General features: G+C 74.6%; 10 protein-coding genes and 1 pseudogene. 5 read left to right on the top strand and 6 right to left on the bottom strand.

The genetic code is table 11. The features are described 5' to 3' along the window. Positions 1 to 252 (bottom strand): annotated as a pseudogene (locus RKE29_RS20015) (hypothetical protein); the annotation flags it as partial. 26 nt (positions 253 to 278) lie between these two features. After that, positions 279 to 1,778: an MFS transporter gene (locus RKE29_RS20020; protein WP_312006850.1), complete on the bottom strand. Its 1,500-nt coding sequence runs from the start codon at positions 1,776 to 1,778 to the stop codon at positions 279 to 281. Between the two features lie 182 nt (positions 1,779 to 1,960). Between RKE29_RS20020 and RKE29_RS20025 the strand changes: the two genes are divergently transcribed. Next, a complete protein-coding gene (locus tag RKE29_RS20025; protein WP_312006838.1) occupies positions 1,961 to 2,866 on the top strand; it encodes a DUF3027 domain-containing protein in 906 nt (301 codons plus the stop codon). Positions 2,867 to 3,650: 784 nt separating this feature from the next. Then, positions 3,651 to 6,779, top strand: coding sequence for a sacsin N-terminal ATP-binding-like domain-containing protein (locus RKE29_RS20030; protein WP_312006851.1), 3,129 nt, complete (start codon positions 3,651 to 3,653; stop codon positions 6,777 to 6,779). Between the two features lie 215 nt (positions 6,780 to 6,994). On the opposite strand, the gene RKE29_RS20035 is transcribed toward RKE29_RS20030, so the two are convergent. The 3 genes from RKE29_RS20035 to RKE29_RS20045 are packed head-to-tail and all read right to left on the bottom strand — an operon-like array spanning position 6,995 to position 10,047. Next, complete coding sequence (locus tag RKE29_RS20035) at positions 6,995 to 7,300, bottom strand: SAM-dependent methyltransferase (RefSeq protein ID WP_312006840.1); 306 nt, start codon at positions 7,298 to 7,300, stop codon at positions 6,995 to 6,997. Positions 7,301 to 7,339: 39 nt separating this feature from the next. After that, positions 7,340 to 9,757: a cation-translocating P-type ATPase gene (locus RKE29_RS20040; protein WP_312006841.1), complete on the bottom strand. Its 2,418-nt coding sequence runs from the start codon at positions 9,755 to 9,757 to the stop codon at positions 7,340 to 7,342. Further along, positions 9,754 to 10,047 carry a DUF2530 domain-containing protein gene (locus tag RKE29_RS20045; protein WP_312006842.1) on the bottom strand — a complete coding sequence of 98 codons (294 nt, stop codon included), beginning with the start codon at positions 10,045 to 10,047 and terminating at the stop codon, positions 9,754 to 9,756. Before RKE29_RS20045 ends, RKE29_RS20040 begins: the two co-directional genes overlap by 4 nt. Before the next feature lie 299 nt (positions 10,048 to 10,346). Here RKE29_RS20045 and RKE29_RS20050 point away from each other — a divergent pair, with 299 nt between their 5' ends. The 3 genes from RKE29_RS20050 to thpR all read left to right on the top strand — a co-directional run bounded on the left by RKE29_RS20050 (position 10,347) and on the right by thpR (position 13,006). Next, positions 10,347 to 10,811, top strand: a complete 465-nt coding sequence (locus tag RKE29_RS20050) for a MarR family transcriptional regulator (protein WP_312006843.1) — start codon at positions 10,347 to 10,349, stop codon at positions 10,809 to 10,811. A gap of 173 nt (positions 10,812 to 10,984) precedes the next feature. Then, positions 10,985 to 12,349, top strand: a complete 1,365-nt coding sequence (locus RKE29_RS20055) for an MFS transporter (protein ID WP_312006844.1) — start codon at positions 10,985 to 10,987, stop codon at positions 12,347 to 12,349. Between the two features lie 93 nt (positions 12,350 to 12,442). Continuing rightward, entirely contained in the window at positions 12,443 to 13,006 is a 564-nt protein-coding gene (gene thpR / locus RKE29_RS20060) for an RNA 2',3'-cyclic phosphodiesterase (protein ID WP_312006848.1), read from the top strand. A 150-nt stretch (positions 13,007 to 13,156) separates the two neighbouring features. On the opposite strand, the gene RKE29_RS20065 is transcribed toward thpR, so the two are convergent. Further along, on the bottom strand, positions 13,157 to 14,155 hold the full coding sequence (locus tag RKE29_RS20065) for an aldo/keto reductase (RefSeq protein ID WP_312006849.1): 999 nt from the start codon (positions 14,153 to 14,155) through the stop codon (positions 13,157 to 13,159). Positions 14,156 to 14,728: the final 573 nt, after the last annotated feature.

Genomic DNA, 14,728 nt, shown 5'->3' on the forward strand with positions numbered 1-14,728 from the left:
GGGGTCGGACGCGGGCTCGGGCGTCCCGGCCGCGGCGCCCGTTCCGGCCGGGCCCGGCGCCGCGCGCTCCGGCCCGTACGGCACCGGCCGTTTCGGCTCGTCCGCCGCCGCGCCGTCCGCGTCGTGCTCCCCGCCCACGCCCCGCGCCACCGCGTCCCGCTCCGCCGTCACCGCCGTGACGACCAGCACCCGGCGCCGTCGCCCGCCGTCCGCCGCGCGCCCGGCCGCCGCGGACCGGGACGTATCGCTCATGGCGGCAGGCTACCGGGCGTTCCGGCTCACGCCACGCGCGGGTGCGGGGAGCGGCGGCGGCCGGCCGCCAGCAGGCCGCGTACGGTCGTGGCCGCCCCGAGCCCGATCACCAGCGCCGCGAACGCCATGCCCAGCACGCCATTCAGCGGCAGCAGGATGCCCACCGCGCCGCCGACCACCCACGCCAGTTGCAGCGTGGTCTCCGAGCGGGAGAAGGCCGACGTGCGGACCTCCTCGGGCACGTCCCGCTGGATCAGCGCGTCGAGGGACAGCTTGCCCAGCGCCTGCGAGATGCCCGCCGTGGCCGCGACCGCCGCCAGCAGCACCACGTTGTACAGCACGGCCGCCGTGATGATGACGCCCAGCGCCGACGTCAGCACCACCGCGATGATCGTCTCCGGGCCGCGCGCCCGCAGCCACGAGCCGAGCGCCGTGCCCAGCGCGTTGCCGCCGCCCGCCGCGATCGCCACCAGGCCCAGCGAGAACTCCGGGCTCAGGCCGCTGATCGGGTGCTCGCGCAGCAGGAACGCGAGGAAGAGCGTGAGGAATCCGGACAGCGTCTTCAGCGCCGAGCAGGCCTGGAGGGCGTGCAGCACCGACGTGCCGACCGTCCGCAGCCCCGGCCGCCTGCCCCTGCGCTCCTCCCGGGCCGCGGCCCGCGCCGCCCTGGCCGCCGTCCTCGCCGCCGCCCTGGCCTCGACCTTCGCCTTGGCCGCCGCCGGCAGGTGCAGGTGCCGCTCGCCGGTGGTCAGCTTCGCCCTGGCCTCGCCCTCCGAGGAGTCCACCTTCGGCGGCAGCGTGAACGACAGGAACGTGCCCACCACGAACACCGCGAACGCCCCGTACAGCGGCCAGCTCGGCCCGATCAGGTGCAGCCCCGCGCCCAGCGGCGCCGCCAGGGCGGTGGCCACCAGACCCGCGAGCGTCACCCGGGAGTTCGCCTTGACCAGGGAGAAGCGCGGCGGCAGCAACCGCGGCACGACCGCTGAGCGCACCACGCCGTACGCCTTCGAGGCCACCAGCACGCCCAGCGCGGCCGGATACAGCTCAAGGCCGCCGCCCGCCACCGCGCCCGCCATGGTCAGCGCCAGCAGCGCGCGCGCCAGCATCGCCCCGGCCATCGCCGCGCGGCGGCCGTGCGGCAGCCGGTCGAGCAGCGGGCCGACCACCGGCGCGAGCACCGCGAACGGCGCCATGGTGATCGCCAGATAGAGCGCGACGCGGCCGCGTGCCTCGTCGGTGGGTACGGAGAAGAAGACCGTCGACGCGAGCGCGACGGTCACCAGCATGTCGCCCGCCGAGTTGACGGCGTGCAGCTCGGTCAGTTTTCCCAGACCGGACTCGCCGGCGCCGTGCGCGTGTGTGGCGCGGCGCACGCGGCGGCCCACGGCCGCGAACGGCCGGGTCGCCCAGCCGGCCGCGCGCCGCAGGCGGCCGTCTCCGGACGGGCCGGTCCGGAAGGCCCGGAAGTCACCGGGCCGCGCGGAGGAGGCCTGTGAGGCCTGTGAGGAGGAGAGGGACGACATGGCTTTCACCCCATCCATGGTGGCACCAGGGCGGCGTCCGAGGGTGGGTCGGCCGCGCCAGGACAAGGTAGCGTGCATAACGCGCCACCCCCGGCACCTACCCCCGCGCGGGTCCGGCGCCCGTCAGACGGCGTGTTGAGGAACGGCGTGTTGAGGAGAGAATCGATCCTGTGTGTGCTGCGATGCGAAGCCGTACCCCTGACCGCGCTTGCGTCGAAGCGGTCGAACTCGCGCGCGCTGCCGCCGAGGAGGCCGCGCGCCCGGGGACGGTCGGCGAGCACGTGGGCGCCGTCGCCGAAGGGGACCGCGTCGTCACGCACCTGTTCGCCTGCGAGGAGCCCGGTTACCGGGGCTGGCGCTGGGCGGTGACCGTCGCCCGGGCGTCCCGGGCCAAGACCGTCACCGTAGACGAGAGCGTGCTGCTGCCCGGTCCGGACGCCATGCTCGCCCCCCAGTGGGTGCCCTGGAGCGAGCGGCTGCGCCCCGGCGACCTCGGGCCCGGCGACCTGCTGCCCACCGAGGCCGACGACCTGCGGCTGGAACCGGGCTACTCCGGCGAGGACGCCCCGCCGCCGGACTCCGCCGTCTCGGAGGAGATGGAGCAGCTCGCCGCCGTCGAAGAGGCCGACGTGACCGCCGGTCCGCCCGCCGCCCAGGACCTGCCGCCGGTCCGGGGCAGCATCGCCGATATCGCCCAGCAGCTGGGCATGGGCCGGGCGCGCGTGCTGTCCCGGTACGGGCTGCACCTGGCCGCCGAGCGCTGGGAGGAGGCGTACGGGCCGCGCACCGCCATGGCGCAGGCCGCTCCCGCCTCCTGCCTCACCTGCGGCTTCCTGGTGCCGGTCGCCGGATCGCTGCGGCAGGCGTTCGGGGTGTGCGCCAACGAGTTCAGTCCGGCGGACGGGCGGGTGGTGTCCCTGGCGTACGGGTGCGGGGGGCACTCGGAGGCGGCCGTCATGCCGAGGCCGCCGCAGCCGCCGCCGCCCGTGATCGACGAGACCGTCATCGAGCCGATGGTGCTCCATCCGGAGCGGACCGGGGGCTCGGTGGAGCCGGGGGTGCCGGAGGAGGAGCTGGGCTACTCCTGACGGGGCTGCCCCGCTTGGTGGGGCTGCTCCCCTTGGGCGCCTTGGCCCCCTTGGTCCCCTTGGTCGCCGGTGTTCGCGCATGAGCGTCGCATTCCCGGCGTTCGTGACTTTATGTGGGCGGGGTGGGTGGGGTGCCGGGGTGCGTGGGCTGGTGCGGGGCCGGGGGCTCCGGGGCAGGGTCCTGGACTCGGATATTTACGCATTTAGGCGGCCTGCGCCCAGGGTTTGAGTGAACCGGAACCCGCCGCCCAAATACGTAAATATACGGTCACGTCCAGGACCCTGCCCCTGCGCCCCCGGCCCCTCCCGTCTCGTCGTCGGCCCCCGGTTCCGGCGGGGCCGACGGTTCCGTCCTCTTCGGTCACTCGCCGTCGTTGGCCTCGCCCCGGTGGGGGCTCTGCCTGTCCAGTCCTGCGGCTCCTCGCCGTCGTCGGCCCCCGGTTCCGGTGGGCCCCGGTTCCGTCCTTCGGTCTCCCGCCGTCGTCCGTCCCGCCCCGGCCGCAGGGTCCGGTGGGGCCGCCGGTTGCGGTGGTCCGTCTCCTTCCGTCGTCGGGGATCTGCGTCGGCGTTCCTTTCCGCGTGCGCTCGCGCGTGCTTTCGGCCTGCGGACACCCGCGCGTCGCCAGCGCGAAGTTCGCGCGTCACCGGCGGCCGCGCGCCCGCCGCGCGACGGCACCCGGGTACGCGCGTGCCGCGTCGCAGGCGGTACGTTCGCCCCTAGCAGCCAGACCGACGGAGGCGAGACGTGAGCGGCACGGCATGGGTTCGAGGCGCGAGCGAGGGCATGGATCCGTTCGGGACCGGGCGGTTGCGGCGGGCGGTGCTGGACGCCTGGGCGGCGTCGCCCGCGCGCTTCCGGGAGGACGCGAACGCCGAGGAGGACCTGGCGCTCGGCGGCCACCGGGACCGGCTGGTGGTGGAGCTGGCGCAGAACGCCGCGGACGCGGCGGCCCGCGCGGGCGTGCCCGGGCGGCTGCGGCTGACGCTGCACACCGGCGCGGAGGGCGGCGCGCACGGCGTGCTGGCGGCGGCCAACACCGGCGCCCCGGTGGACGCCGCGGGCGTGGAGTCGCTGTCCACGCTGCGGGCGTCGGCGAAGCGGGACGAGCCCGCGGGGCGGGCGGTCGGCCGGTTCGGGGTGGGGTTCGCGGCGGTGCTCGCGGTGAGCGACGAGCCCGCCCTGCTGGGCCGGACCGGCGGCGTGCGGTGGTCGCTGGCGGAGGCGCGGGAGCTGACGCGCGCCGCGGCCGCGGGCAGCCCGGGGCTCGCCGAGGAGCTGCGCCGCCGCGAGGAGCACGTGCCGCTGCTGCGGCTGCCGCTGCCCGCCGAGGGCGCCGCGCCGCTCGGCTACGACACCGTCGTGGTGCTGCCGCTGCGCGACGGCGCCGCCGGGGACGTGGCCCGGCGGCTGCTGGCCGGGGTGGACGACGCGCTGCTGCTGGCCCTGCCGGGCCTGGCCGAGGTGGTGGTCGAGACCGGGGAGGGCGTACGGACCCTGACCCGGCGCGAGGACGGCCCGTACGTGGTGATCGAGGACCAGGGGGACGTACGGCGCTGGCGCACCGCGAGCGCGGCCGGGGCGCTGGACCCGGCGCTGCTGGCGGACCGGCCGGTGGAGGAGCGGCTGCGGCCGGTGTGGTCGGTGACCTGGGCGGCGCCGGTGGACGCCGACGGCGCGCCGGTGCCGCCGCGCACCGCGCCCGTGGTGCACGCGCCGACGCCCACGGACGAGCCGCTGGGCTTCCCCGCCCTGCTCATCGCCTCCTTCCCGCTGGAGCCGACCCGCCGCCACGTGGCGCCGGGGCCGCTCGCGGACTACCTCGCCGCGCGGGCCGCCGAGGCGTACACGGAGCTGTTGCGCGCCTGGCAGCCGGTGGACACCGGCGTGATCGGGCTGGTGCCCGGGCCGCTGGGGCGCGGGGAGCTGGACGGCGCGCTGCGCGGCCGGGTGCTGGACGCGCTCCCGCGCGTGCCGTTCCTGCCCAGCGCCGCCCCGCGCGAGCAGGAGGACGGAGAGGACGTACGGGAAGCCGCGGTCCGGCCGGTGGACGCGGAGGTTCTGGAGGGGGCCGGGACGGAGACGGTGGCCGTGCTGGCCGAGCTGTTCCCGAACCTGCTGCCCGCCGGGCTGGAGCGCCGCTCCGAGCTGCGCGCGCTCGGCGTGGCGCGGGTGCCGCTGGGCGAGGCGGCCGACCGGCTCGCGGGCGTGGAGCGGCCGCCGTCGTGGTGGTGGCGGCTGTACGACTCGCTGTCCGGGACCGATCCGGACCGGCTCAGCGGCCTGCCGGTGCCGCTGGCCGACGGGCGGACGACGATCGGGCCCCGGCAGGTGCTGCTGCCGCTGCCCGGGGACGAGCCGGTGGCCGGGGAGCACCGGGCGCTGGCCCGGCTCGGCCTGAAGGTGGCGCACCCGGAGGCCGCGCACCCGCTGCTGGAGAAGTTGGGCGCCACGCCCGCGACGCCGCGCGCCGTGCTCACCACGCCGCAGGTGCGCGCCGCCGTCGCCCGGTCCCTGGACGACGACTACGCCTACGAGGACGCCGCCTCAGACCCCGACGAGCTGGCCGACCTGGTCCTGGGCCTGGCGCGGCGGGCCGGCCTCGCGCCCGGTGACGAGCCGTGGCTGGCGGCGCTCGCGCTGCCCGACGAGGACGGCGAGCCGGCGCCCGCGGGCGAGCTGGTGTTCCCCGGCAGCGCCTTCGACCAGGTGATGCGCGAGGGCGAACTGGCGGCCTGCGACGCGGAGCTGGCCGAGCGGTGGGGCGAGGAGACCCTGGCCGCGGTGGGCGTGCTGGCCGGTTTCGCGCTCGTACGGGCCGCGGACGTGGTCCTGGACCCCGACGAGCTGGAGCCGCGCGACGGCGACTACCCCGAGCCGGACGACGCGGGCCTGCTGGACGCCGTCGACGTGTGGTGCGAGGACGTGCTCGACCAGCTGCCGGACACGCCCGTGCCGCCGGTGGCCACCGAGATCCTCGCCGTGCGCGACCTGGACCTGGTGGCCGACGACGCCTGGCCGCGCGCGCTGCCCATGCTGGCCCGGCCGCCGCTGCGCGAGGCGATCACCGAGCCGGTGCGCGTGCTGCTGCCGGACGGCACCACCCGGTCGGTGCGCTCGTACACCGCCTGGTGGCTGCGCGGCAACCCGGTGCTGGACGGCCGCCGCCCCGCGGGCCTGCGCGCGGCCGGTACGGACCCGCTGCTGGAGGGCCTGTACGAGGCGGTGGACGCCGCCGGGTTCGAGGACGAGCAGGTGCTGCGGGCGCTGGGCGTGCGGACCTCGGTGGCGGCGCTGCTGGACGAGCCGGGCGGCGCGGCCGAACTGCTGGCCCGGCTGGCCGACCCCGCGCGGGAGATCGGCCCGGCACGGCTGCACGCGCTCTACGGGCTGCTGGCCGAGCTGGACCCGGAGCAGGTGACGCTGCCGGACGAGCTGCGCGCGGTGGTCGGCGGCGAGCCGCGCGTGGTGGACGCGGCCGAGGCGCTGGTCGCGGACGCGCCGGACCTGATGCCGCTGGCCGAGGCGGACGGCCGGGCCCTGCTGCCCGTACGGCCGGACCGGGCGGCGGACCTGGCCGAGCTGTTCCAGGTGCGGCGGCTGAGCGAGGCCTACCCGGCGCCGGTGGTCACCGAGGGCGAGCCGCACGAGGTGCCGCCGGCCGTGCGCGAACTGCTGCCGGAGGCGCCGCTGTCGTACGTCGAGCACGAGGAGCTGCTGGTCCGCGCGGACGGCGGCGAGGCGGAGCTGGACTGGCGGTACGCGCACGGCACGCTGCACGCCGCCACGGTGGAGGGCGTGGCGGCGGGCCTGGCGTGGGCGGCGGGCCAGTGGGCCCGGCGGTTCGAGGTGGCCGCGCTGCTGGAGGACACCACCCGCGCGGCCGAACTGGGCCGCGCCCGCTGGTTCGACTAAAGGCTGTCCCGTAATCCCTGGTGGATCAGCGAGCGGCGTCAGATGCGGTCAATCGCAAGGCGGCGGAGCGTCCGAATAGTGGTTCTATTCGGACGTTTCGCCAACGCCGCGAGTGGCCGTAGCTGGCGTCGGGAGCCCGCCAGGGATTGCGGGACAGCCTTTAGGCCGGGCCCGCTCGGGCGGCTTCCGGGCGGCGGCGTGCGGCCCGGGGCCCGCTACGGCTTGCGGCCCACCCCCGCGAGGATGAACTGCTCGACGGCCTCCGCCTCCGCCCGCTCGTCGCCCGGCTTCCAGCGGTGGGCCATCACGATGTCCGGGTCCACCAGTTCGAGGCCCTCGAAGAACCGGCCGATCTGCCGCTCGTCCCGCACCGCCATGCGGATGCCCTTGCCCTCGTAGGCGCGGATCACGTCGGCGGTGATGCTGTTGTCCCCGGGCATCGGCGAGCCCTGGGGCAGCACCAGGTAGCTGCCGGGCGCCAGCGCGTCCATCAGCCGCCCGACGACCTCGTACGCGCCCACGACATAATCTGTTATCCGTCACCTGCTATCTGTCAGCCGTCAGCGGCCCGGCTCGTCGCCGTTCGCCGCGGTGAGCCGCCAGGCCACCTCCAGCGCCGCCGAGGCCGCCGCCGCGATGCCCACCGCCGCCCACGGCATGGTCGTCCCCACCAGCCGCACCGCGAAGACGTCCTGGAGCCACGGCGTGATCAGGACGACCACGAAGCCGGCCGCCATGGCCAGCACCAGGCCGATCCGCCACCACGTGTACGGCCGGGCCACGATCGCCAGCACCCACATGGAGATGACGAACAGCGTCAGCGTCGCCGCGCTGGTCTCCGCCTCCAGCGCGCCGTCGCCCGTGTAGTGGTGCCGGGCGACCAGGTACGCGGCGAAGGTGGCCACGCCCGCGATGATCCCGGCCGGAACGGAGTAGCGCATCACGCGGCGTACGAAGTGCGGCCTGGCGCGCTCCTTGTTCGGGGCCAGGGCCAGGAAGAAGGCGGGCACGCCGATGGTGAGCGTGGACAGCAGGGTCAGGTGCCGGGGCAGGAACGGGTACTCCACCTGCCAGCACACCACCAGCAGCCCGAGCAGCACCGAGTAGACGGTCTTGACCAGGAAGAGCGTGGCGACCCGCTCGATATTGCCGATGACGCGGCGGCCCTCGGCGACCACCGACGGCAGGGTCGAGAAGCTGTTGTCGAGCAGCACGATCTGCGCGACCGCGCGCGTGGCCTCGCTACCCGAGCCCATGGCCACGCCGATGTCGGCGTCCTTCAGGGCCAGCACGTCGTTGACGCCGTCGCCGGTCATCGCCACGTTGTGCCCGCGCGACTGGAGCGCGCCGACCATGTCCCGCTTCTGCTGCGGGGTGACGCGGCCGAAGACCGCCCCGTCCTCCAGCGCCCGCGCCATGGCGTCCGGCTCGGACGGCAGCCGCCGCGCGTCGACGGTGCGGTCGGCGCCGGGCAGGCCGAGGTTCGCGGCGACCGCGCCGACCGAGACGGCGTTGTCACCGGAGATGACCTTGGCGGCCACCTCCTGCTCGGCGAAGTAGCGCAGCGTGTCGGCGGCGTCCGGGCGCAGCCGCTGCTCCAGGACGACGAGCGCGACGGCCCGCGCCCGGTCGGCCACGCGCGGGTCGGCCAGCTCCCGGCCGCTGTCCGCGCGGGCGAGCAGCAGGACGCGCAGCCCGCGCGTGTTCAGCTCCTCGATGCCCGCCACGGCCGGGTCGCCGTCCGGCAGCAGCACGTCCGGCGCGCCCAGCAGCCAGGTGCTGCGACCCCCGTCCGGCCCGTCGAAGGCGGCGCCGCTGTACTTGCGGGCGGAGGAGAAGGGCAGCGTGTCGACGGCGCGCCGCCCGTCGTCCCCGGGGGCCGGGTAGGCGTCGACGATGGCCTGGAGGCTCGCGTTGGGGCGCGGGTCGGCGGCGCCGAGGGCGGCGAGCACCTGCCGTACGGACGACTCGTCCGAGCCGTCCAGCACGCGCAGCTCGGTGACGTCCATGCCGCCCTCGGTGAGCGTGCCGGTCTTGTCCAGGCACACCACGTCCACCCGGGCCAGGCCCTCGATGGCGGGCAGCTCCTGCACCAGGCACTGCCTGCGGCCCAGCCGGATAACGCCGATGGCGAACGCCACCGAGGTCAGCAGCACCAGGCCCTCGGGCACCATCGGGATGATGCCGCCGACCATCCGCCGCACGGCCTCCCGCCAGTCGTCGCCCTTGACCACGAGCTGGCTGATGATGAGCCCGATCGCGGTCGGGATCATCATCCACGTCACGTACTTGAGGATCTCGCTGATGCCCGTACGCAGCTCGGAGTGGACGAGCGTGAAGCGGGACGCCTCCTCGGCGAGCTGCGCCGCGTACGCCTCGCGCCCGACCTTGGTCGCGGCGAACGCGCCGCCGCCCGCGACCACGAAGCTGCCGGACAGCACCGGGTCGCCGGGGTGCTTGAGCACCGGGTCGGCCTCGCCGGTGAGCAGCGACTCGTCGATCTCCAGCCCGTCGGCCTCCACCACCTCGCCGTCCACGACGACCTTGTCGCCGGGACCCAGCTCGATGAGGTCGCCCAGGACGATCTCGGCGGTGGGGATCTCGGCGGCCACGCCGTCGCGGCGCACGGTGGGCCGCGCCTCGCCGATGACGGCCAGGCTGTCGAGGGTCTTCTTGGCGCGCAGCTCCTGGACGATGCCGATGAAGGTGTTGGCGACGATGACGAAGCCGAAGAGGCCGTCCTGGATGGGTCCGACGACCAGGATGATCAGGAACAGCAGGCCGATGATCGCGTTGAAGCGGGTGAAGACGTTGGCGCGGACGATGTCGCCCGTCGAGCGGGAGGAGCGGACGGGTATGTCGTTGACCTCGCCGCGCGCCACCCGCTCGGCGACCTCGGCGGCGGTCAGGCCGGGGTGGGTCGGCGCGGCGCCCCCGTGGTCCGCGGTGCCGACGTCCGCGTGCGCCCCGTGTGTCATGCCCGCGAGGTCCCGGCCCGGTCGGCGGCGGCGCCGCGGGCCCGCTCCTGCGCCGCGCGGCGGATGGCCGCGTCCCGCCTGCGCACGTACGCGACGCCCAGCAGTCCGAGGCCGCCGCCGGTCAGGCAGGTCCACAGCCACCACAGGTGGCCGTGGTCGTCGAACCACCCGTAGAAGGGGAGCTGGACGAGGAAGAGGACGAACCACACGACCGTGCCGCCCGTGATGGTGGCGACGACATTGCCCTCCAAGGGCTCCGGCGCCTCGTGTTTCGGGGTCCACTTCGCCATGGAGCCAGCTTACGGGGCCCCGCACGGGCCCCGGCCGGAAACAAACCCGCGCGGGCCCGCGGTACGAACCGCGCGGGAGGCGGGGGCGAACCCCGTTCCAACGCCGGACGAACATGCGGACCCGTCCCCGCGTCCCGCGCGTGCGGACGGTACGCGTCCCGCGCGTGCGGACGATGCGGACCCGCGCGTGCGGACCGGAGCCGAGCGGCAGGAGTCGCCCCGTGGTGCGGCGCGCAATGCGGCGGTAACGCTCGTAACACCGGGTTTCATTAGGTCAGGTAATGAGTTACGCTAAAGATATGCCGGAACTGACCCGCACCCCACCGTCGGCCGACGCCGTGCCCGACGACGCGGCGGCCGTGAACGCGCTGCGGTCGGGCGTGATGCGCCTCTCGCGGCGGCTGAAGCACCAGCGCGTCGACGAGTCGCTGAGCCCCACCGAGATGTCCGTGCTCGGCACCCTCGCCGGCTGCGGCTCCGCCACGCCCGGCGAGCTGGCCCGCAAGGAGCACGTTCAGCCGCCGTCGATGACCCGCATCGTGGCGCTGCTGGAGGCCAAGGGCCTGGTCGTTCTGGAGCCGCACCCGGAGGACCGCCGGCAGAAGGTCGTTTCGCCGACCGAGCGGGCGGAGGCCATGCTGGAAGAGAGCCGGCGGCGGCGCAACGCCTGGCTGGCCGAGCTGGTCGGGGAGCTGGCCGAGGACGAGTGGGACCGGCTGCGCGCCGCCGCGCCGGTGCTGGAGAAGCTGGCACAGCTGAAGTGAGCCCGGGCCCCGGCCCGGCGACCGGCCCCGGCCCCGCGACGCGTTGCGGGCAGTGAGCGGCCGGGGCGCCAGGGACGGACGACCACCACCAGCAGCAGCAGACCGGCAGACCGCATACGACACACGGCAGGGAACCAGGAAACAGGGAGAGGACGGAAGGAGGCGACCGCGTAGTGAGCACGGGACCCGGAGCGGACTCCGCACCCGTACCGCACAGCGACCCCTCGATACCCCGCGCGGGCGGCATGTTCAGCTCGCTGCGCATCCGCAACTACCGCATCTTCGCGACCGGCGCCGTCATCTCCAACACCGGCACCTGGATGTCCCGCATCGCCCAGGACTGGCTCGTCCTGGACCTCACCGGCTCGGCCACGGCCGTCGGCATCACCACCGCCCTCCAGTTCCTGCCGTTCCTGCTGTTCGGGCTGTACGGCGGCGTCATCGCCGACCGCTACCCCAAGCGCCGCCTGCTGCTGGCCACCCAGAGCGCCCTCGGCCTGCTGGGCCTGGCGCTGGCCGCCCTGACCCTCAGCGGGCACGTCCACGTCGTGCACGTCTACCTGATCGCCTTCCTCATGGGCATGGTCACGGTCGTGGACAACCCCACCCGGCAGGTGTTCGTGGCCGAGCTGGTGGGCCCGGGCGAGCTGCGCAACGCCGTCAGCCTGAACTCCGCGAACTTCCAGTCCGCCCGGCTCGTCGGCCCCGCCGTCGCGGGCGTGCTGATCAACGCCGTCGGCAGCGGCTGGGCGTTCCTGGTCAACGGCCTGTCCTTCGGCGCGCCGCTGCTGGGCCTGCTGCTGATACGCACCTCCGAGCTGCACCACGTGCAGCGCGCGCCACGCGGCAAGGGCCAGCTGCGGGAGGGCCTGGCGTACGTGGTCGCGCGGCCCGAGCTGCTGTGGCCGATCGTCCTGGTCGGCTTCGTCGGCACCTTCGGCTACAACTTCCCGATCTGGCTCAGCGCGTTCGCCGACGACGTCTTCGACGCCGGGCCCGGCACGTACGGCCTGCTCAACACGCTGATGGCGGCCGGTTCCGTGGCGGGCGCGCTGCTGGCCGCCCGGCGGTCGGCCTCCCGGCTGCGGCTGCTGGTGGGGGCGGCGCTGCTGTTCGGCGTGCTGGAGGTGGCGGCGGCCTACTCGCCCGCGTTCTGGCTGTTCGCGGCGCTGATGGTGCCGGTGGGGGTGTGCGGCCTGACGATCAACGTCACGACGAACTCCAGCATCCAGCTCGCCACCGACCCGGCGATGCGCGGCCGGGTGGTGAGCCTGTTCATGATGGTCTTCGTCGGCGGCACGCCCCTGGGCGGCCCGCTGATGGGCCTGCTGACCGACGCGTACGGCGCGCGGGTGGGCTTCGCCGCGGGCGGCCTGATCTCGGCCGTGGCGGCGGTGGCGGTCGGCCTGATCCTGGCCCGGGCCGGGGGCCTGCGGCTGAAGGTGGACCTGCGGCGCGGGCGGCGGCGGGTGGCGTTGGTGCCCCGCGCGGGCGCGCGGGCGCGGGCGGAGGACGACGAGCTGGCGGCGGTGAAGTAGCAGCGGGCGGCGAGCCCCCGCCGCCCCGCCCCGCCCCCGGAGCTGTACGGACCGGACTGGCCGCCCCCCGCCCCGTACCGGAAGACTGCCCCCGTGAGACTCTTCGCCGCCGTCCTGCCCCCGGAACCGGCCGCCGCCGAGCTGGCGGCCGCCGTACGGCCCCTGCACGCCCTGCCCGGCGCGGACGGCCTGCGCTGGACCGAGCGGGCGGGCTGGCACTTCACGCTCGCGTTCTACGGCGAGGTGGCCGACAGGCTGCTGCCGGAGCTGCACGCCCGGCTCGCCCGCGCCGCCCGCCGCCACCCGCCGCACGAGCTGCGCCTGGCGGGCGGCGGCCGGTTCGCCGACCGGGCGCTGTGGGCGGGCGTGGCGGGCGACCGTACGGCCCTGCGGCGGCTGGCCGACTCGGCGGTGGCCGGAGCGCGCCGGGCCGGGCTCGCGCTGGACGAGCACCACCCGTACCGCCCGCACCTGACCCTGGCCCGCACCCGCACGCCGGTGAACCTGCGGCCGTACGTCGCGGGGCTGGCGGACTTCGAGGGCGAGCCGTGGACCGCGGCCGAGCTGAGCCTGGTGCGCAGCAACCTGCCGGGCGGCGGCGAGCCCGGGCGGCAGCCGCGCTACGAGACGGTCGCGGCCTGGCCGCTGGGCGGCTGAGCGGTCCCGCTACGCTCGGGGCGTGACCCCGAGGATCCGGAACCTGATCATGAGCGCGGCGTTCGCGCTGACCCTCATCGTGGTGGCGGTGGCGGCGGCCCTGCGCTGACCGCGCCGAGCCGCCGCCACCGGCCGCCTGCCCTGGGGCGCCTACCAGGCGAAGGCCTCCGGCGACGGCCCCGGCCCGGGGAAGATGTCGTCCAGCGCCGCCAGCACCTCGTCGCTCAGCGTCAGCTCCACCGCGCGGAACGCCGACCCGAGCTGCTCGGCGGTGCGCGGCCCGACGATCGGCCCGGTCACCCCGGGACGGCTGAGCAGCCAGGCCAGGGCGGTCTCGCCCGGGTCGAGGCCGTGCTTGTCGAGCAGGTCCTCGTACGCCTGCACCTTCTCCCGCAGGGCCGTGTTCTTCAGCGCCTCCGCACTGCGCCCGCTGGTGCTGCGCGCCGTGCCGCCCTCCTTCTCCTTGCGCAGCACGCCGCCGAGCAGCCCGCCGTGCAGCGGCGACCAGGGGATGACCCCGAGCCCGTACGCCTGCGCGGCCGGGACGACCTCCATCTCGGCGCGCCGCTCGGCGAGGTTGTACAGGCACTGCTCGCTGACCAGCCCGTACGAGCCGAGCCGCGCGGCGGTCTCGTTGGCGCGCGCGATGTGCCAGCCCGCGTGGTTACTGGATCCGGTATACAGGATCTTGCCCTGCCGTACGAGCACGTCGATGGCCTGCCAGATCTCCTCCCACGGCGTCGCCCGGTCGACGTGGTGGAACTGGTAGACGTCGATGTGGTCGGTGCCGAGGCGGCGCAGGCTGGCGTCGACGGCCCGCCGGATGTTGAGGGCGGACAGCAGGTGCGTGTTCGGCCAGGGCCGCTCCCCGTCGCCGCCCATGGGCGCGTACACCTTCGTCGCCAGGACGGTCTTCTCCCGCCGCCCGCCGCCCTTGGCGAACCAGGTCCCGATGATCTGCTCGGTACGGCCCTTGTCGTCACCCCAGCCGTACACGTTGGCCGTGTCGAAGAAGTTGACACCCGCGTCAAGAGCGGCGTCCATGATGGCGTGGCTGTCGGCCTCGTCGGTCTGCGGGCCGAAGTTCATGGTGCCGAGGACGATGCGGCTGACCTTGAGTCCGGTGCGTCCGAGCTGTGTGTACTTCATACATCCACCCAACGCCTTCGAGCCCGCTCGAAGCAAGGGCCACACGCTGCACTGACGACGGTCGAAGGTTGCACGCATCGGCCGTCGGAAACTCATCGAGGTTGCCGATCCCAGGGTCACCTCTCCTGGGTCAGGTGCCGCAGTGCAACTACACCCAGCTCGCGTTTATCATTCATTTATCAGGTTGCTGTTAGATGGCAACGCCATTGAATCATGCAACGCTTCGGCTCTCCAAGGCTGTGGAGTGTCGAATGCATGCCATCAATGGTGCAATTGAAAATGAAAGAGGGGAAATAGTGCATACTGCGCGAAGGGTTTCAGTGGTGGCGGCGGGAATCGTCGCTGCGATTACGCTCGCTGCTGGCGTCGCTTACGCCGAGGGGAACTTCGACACCTATATATCGGGCTGGCACCCGGGTAAGGAGTCTCGGCACTGGCAGGACAACAACCGCGACAACGTTTCCACCTCGATTCGATTCGAGGGGTGCTCGGTAATCAGGGCGTCCGATGGTAGGAACATATTCAGGTCCGCCACCATCCAGTTAACCTCAATACCAGTGACTTAAGGGATTG

The sequence above is a fragment of the Streptomyces sp. B1866 genome, from assembly GCF_031932565.1.
Lineage (GTDB): Bacteria > Actinomycetota > Actinomycetes > Streptomycetales > Streptomycetaceae > Streptomyces.

What these genes read in the sequence shown, in the direction of transcription:
- RKE29_RS20040 (WP_312006841.1), bottom strand. Translation starts at nt 9,757, where the DNA reads ATGACACACGGGGCGCACGCGGACGTCGGCACCGCGGACCACGGGGGC.
- RKE29_RS20020 (WP_312006850.1), bottom strand. Translation starts at nt 1,778, where the DNA reads ATGTCGTCCCTCTCCTCCTCACAGGCCTCACAGGCCTCCTCCGCGCGG.
- RKE29_RS20025 (WP_312006838.1), top strand. Translation starts at nt 1,961, where the DNA reads ATGCGAAGCCGTACCCCTGACCGCGCTTGCGTCGAAGCGGTCGAACTC.
- RKE29_RS20050 (WP_312006843.1), top strand. Translation starts at nt 10,347, where the DNA reads ATGCCGGAACTGACCCGCACCCCACCGTCGGCCGACGCCGTGCCCGAC.
- RKE29_RS20065 (WP_312006849.1), bottom strand. Translation starts at nt 14,155, where the DNA reads ATGAAGTACACACAGCTCGGACGCACCGGACTCAAGGTCAGCCGCATC.
- RKE29_RS20030 (WP_312006851.1), top strand. Translation starts at nt 3,651, where the DNA reads ATGGATCCGTTCGGGACCGGGCGGTTGCGGCGGGCGGTGCTGGACGCC.
- RKE29_RS20045 (WP_312006842.1), bottom strand. Translation starts at nt 10,047, where the DNA reads ATGGCGAAGTGGACCCCGAAACACGAGGCGCCGGAGCCCTTGGAGGGC.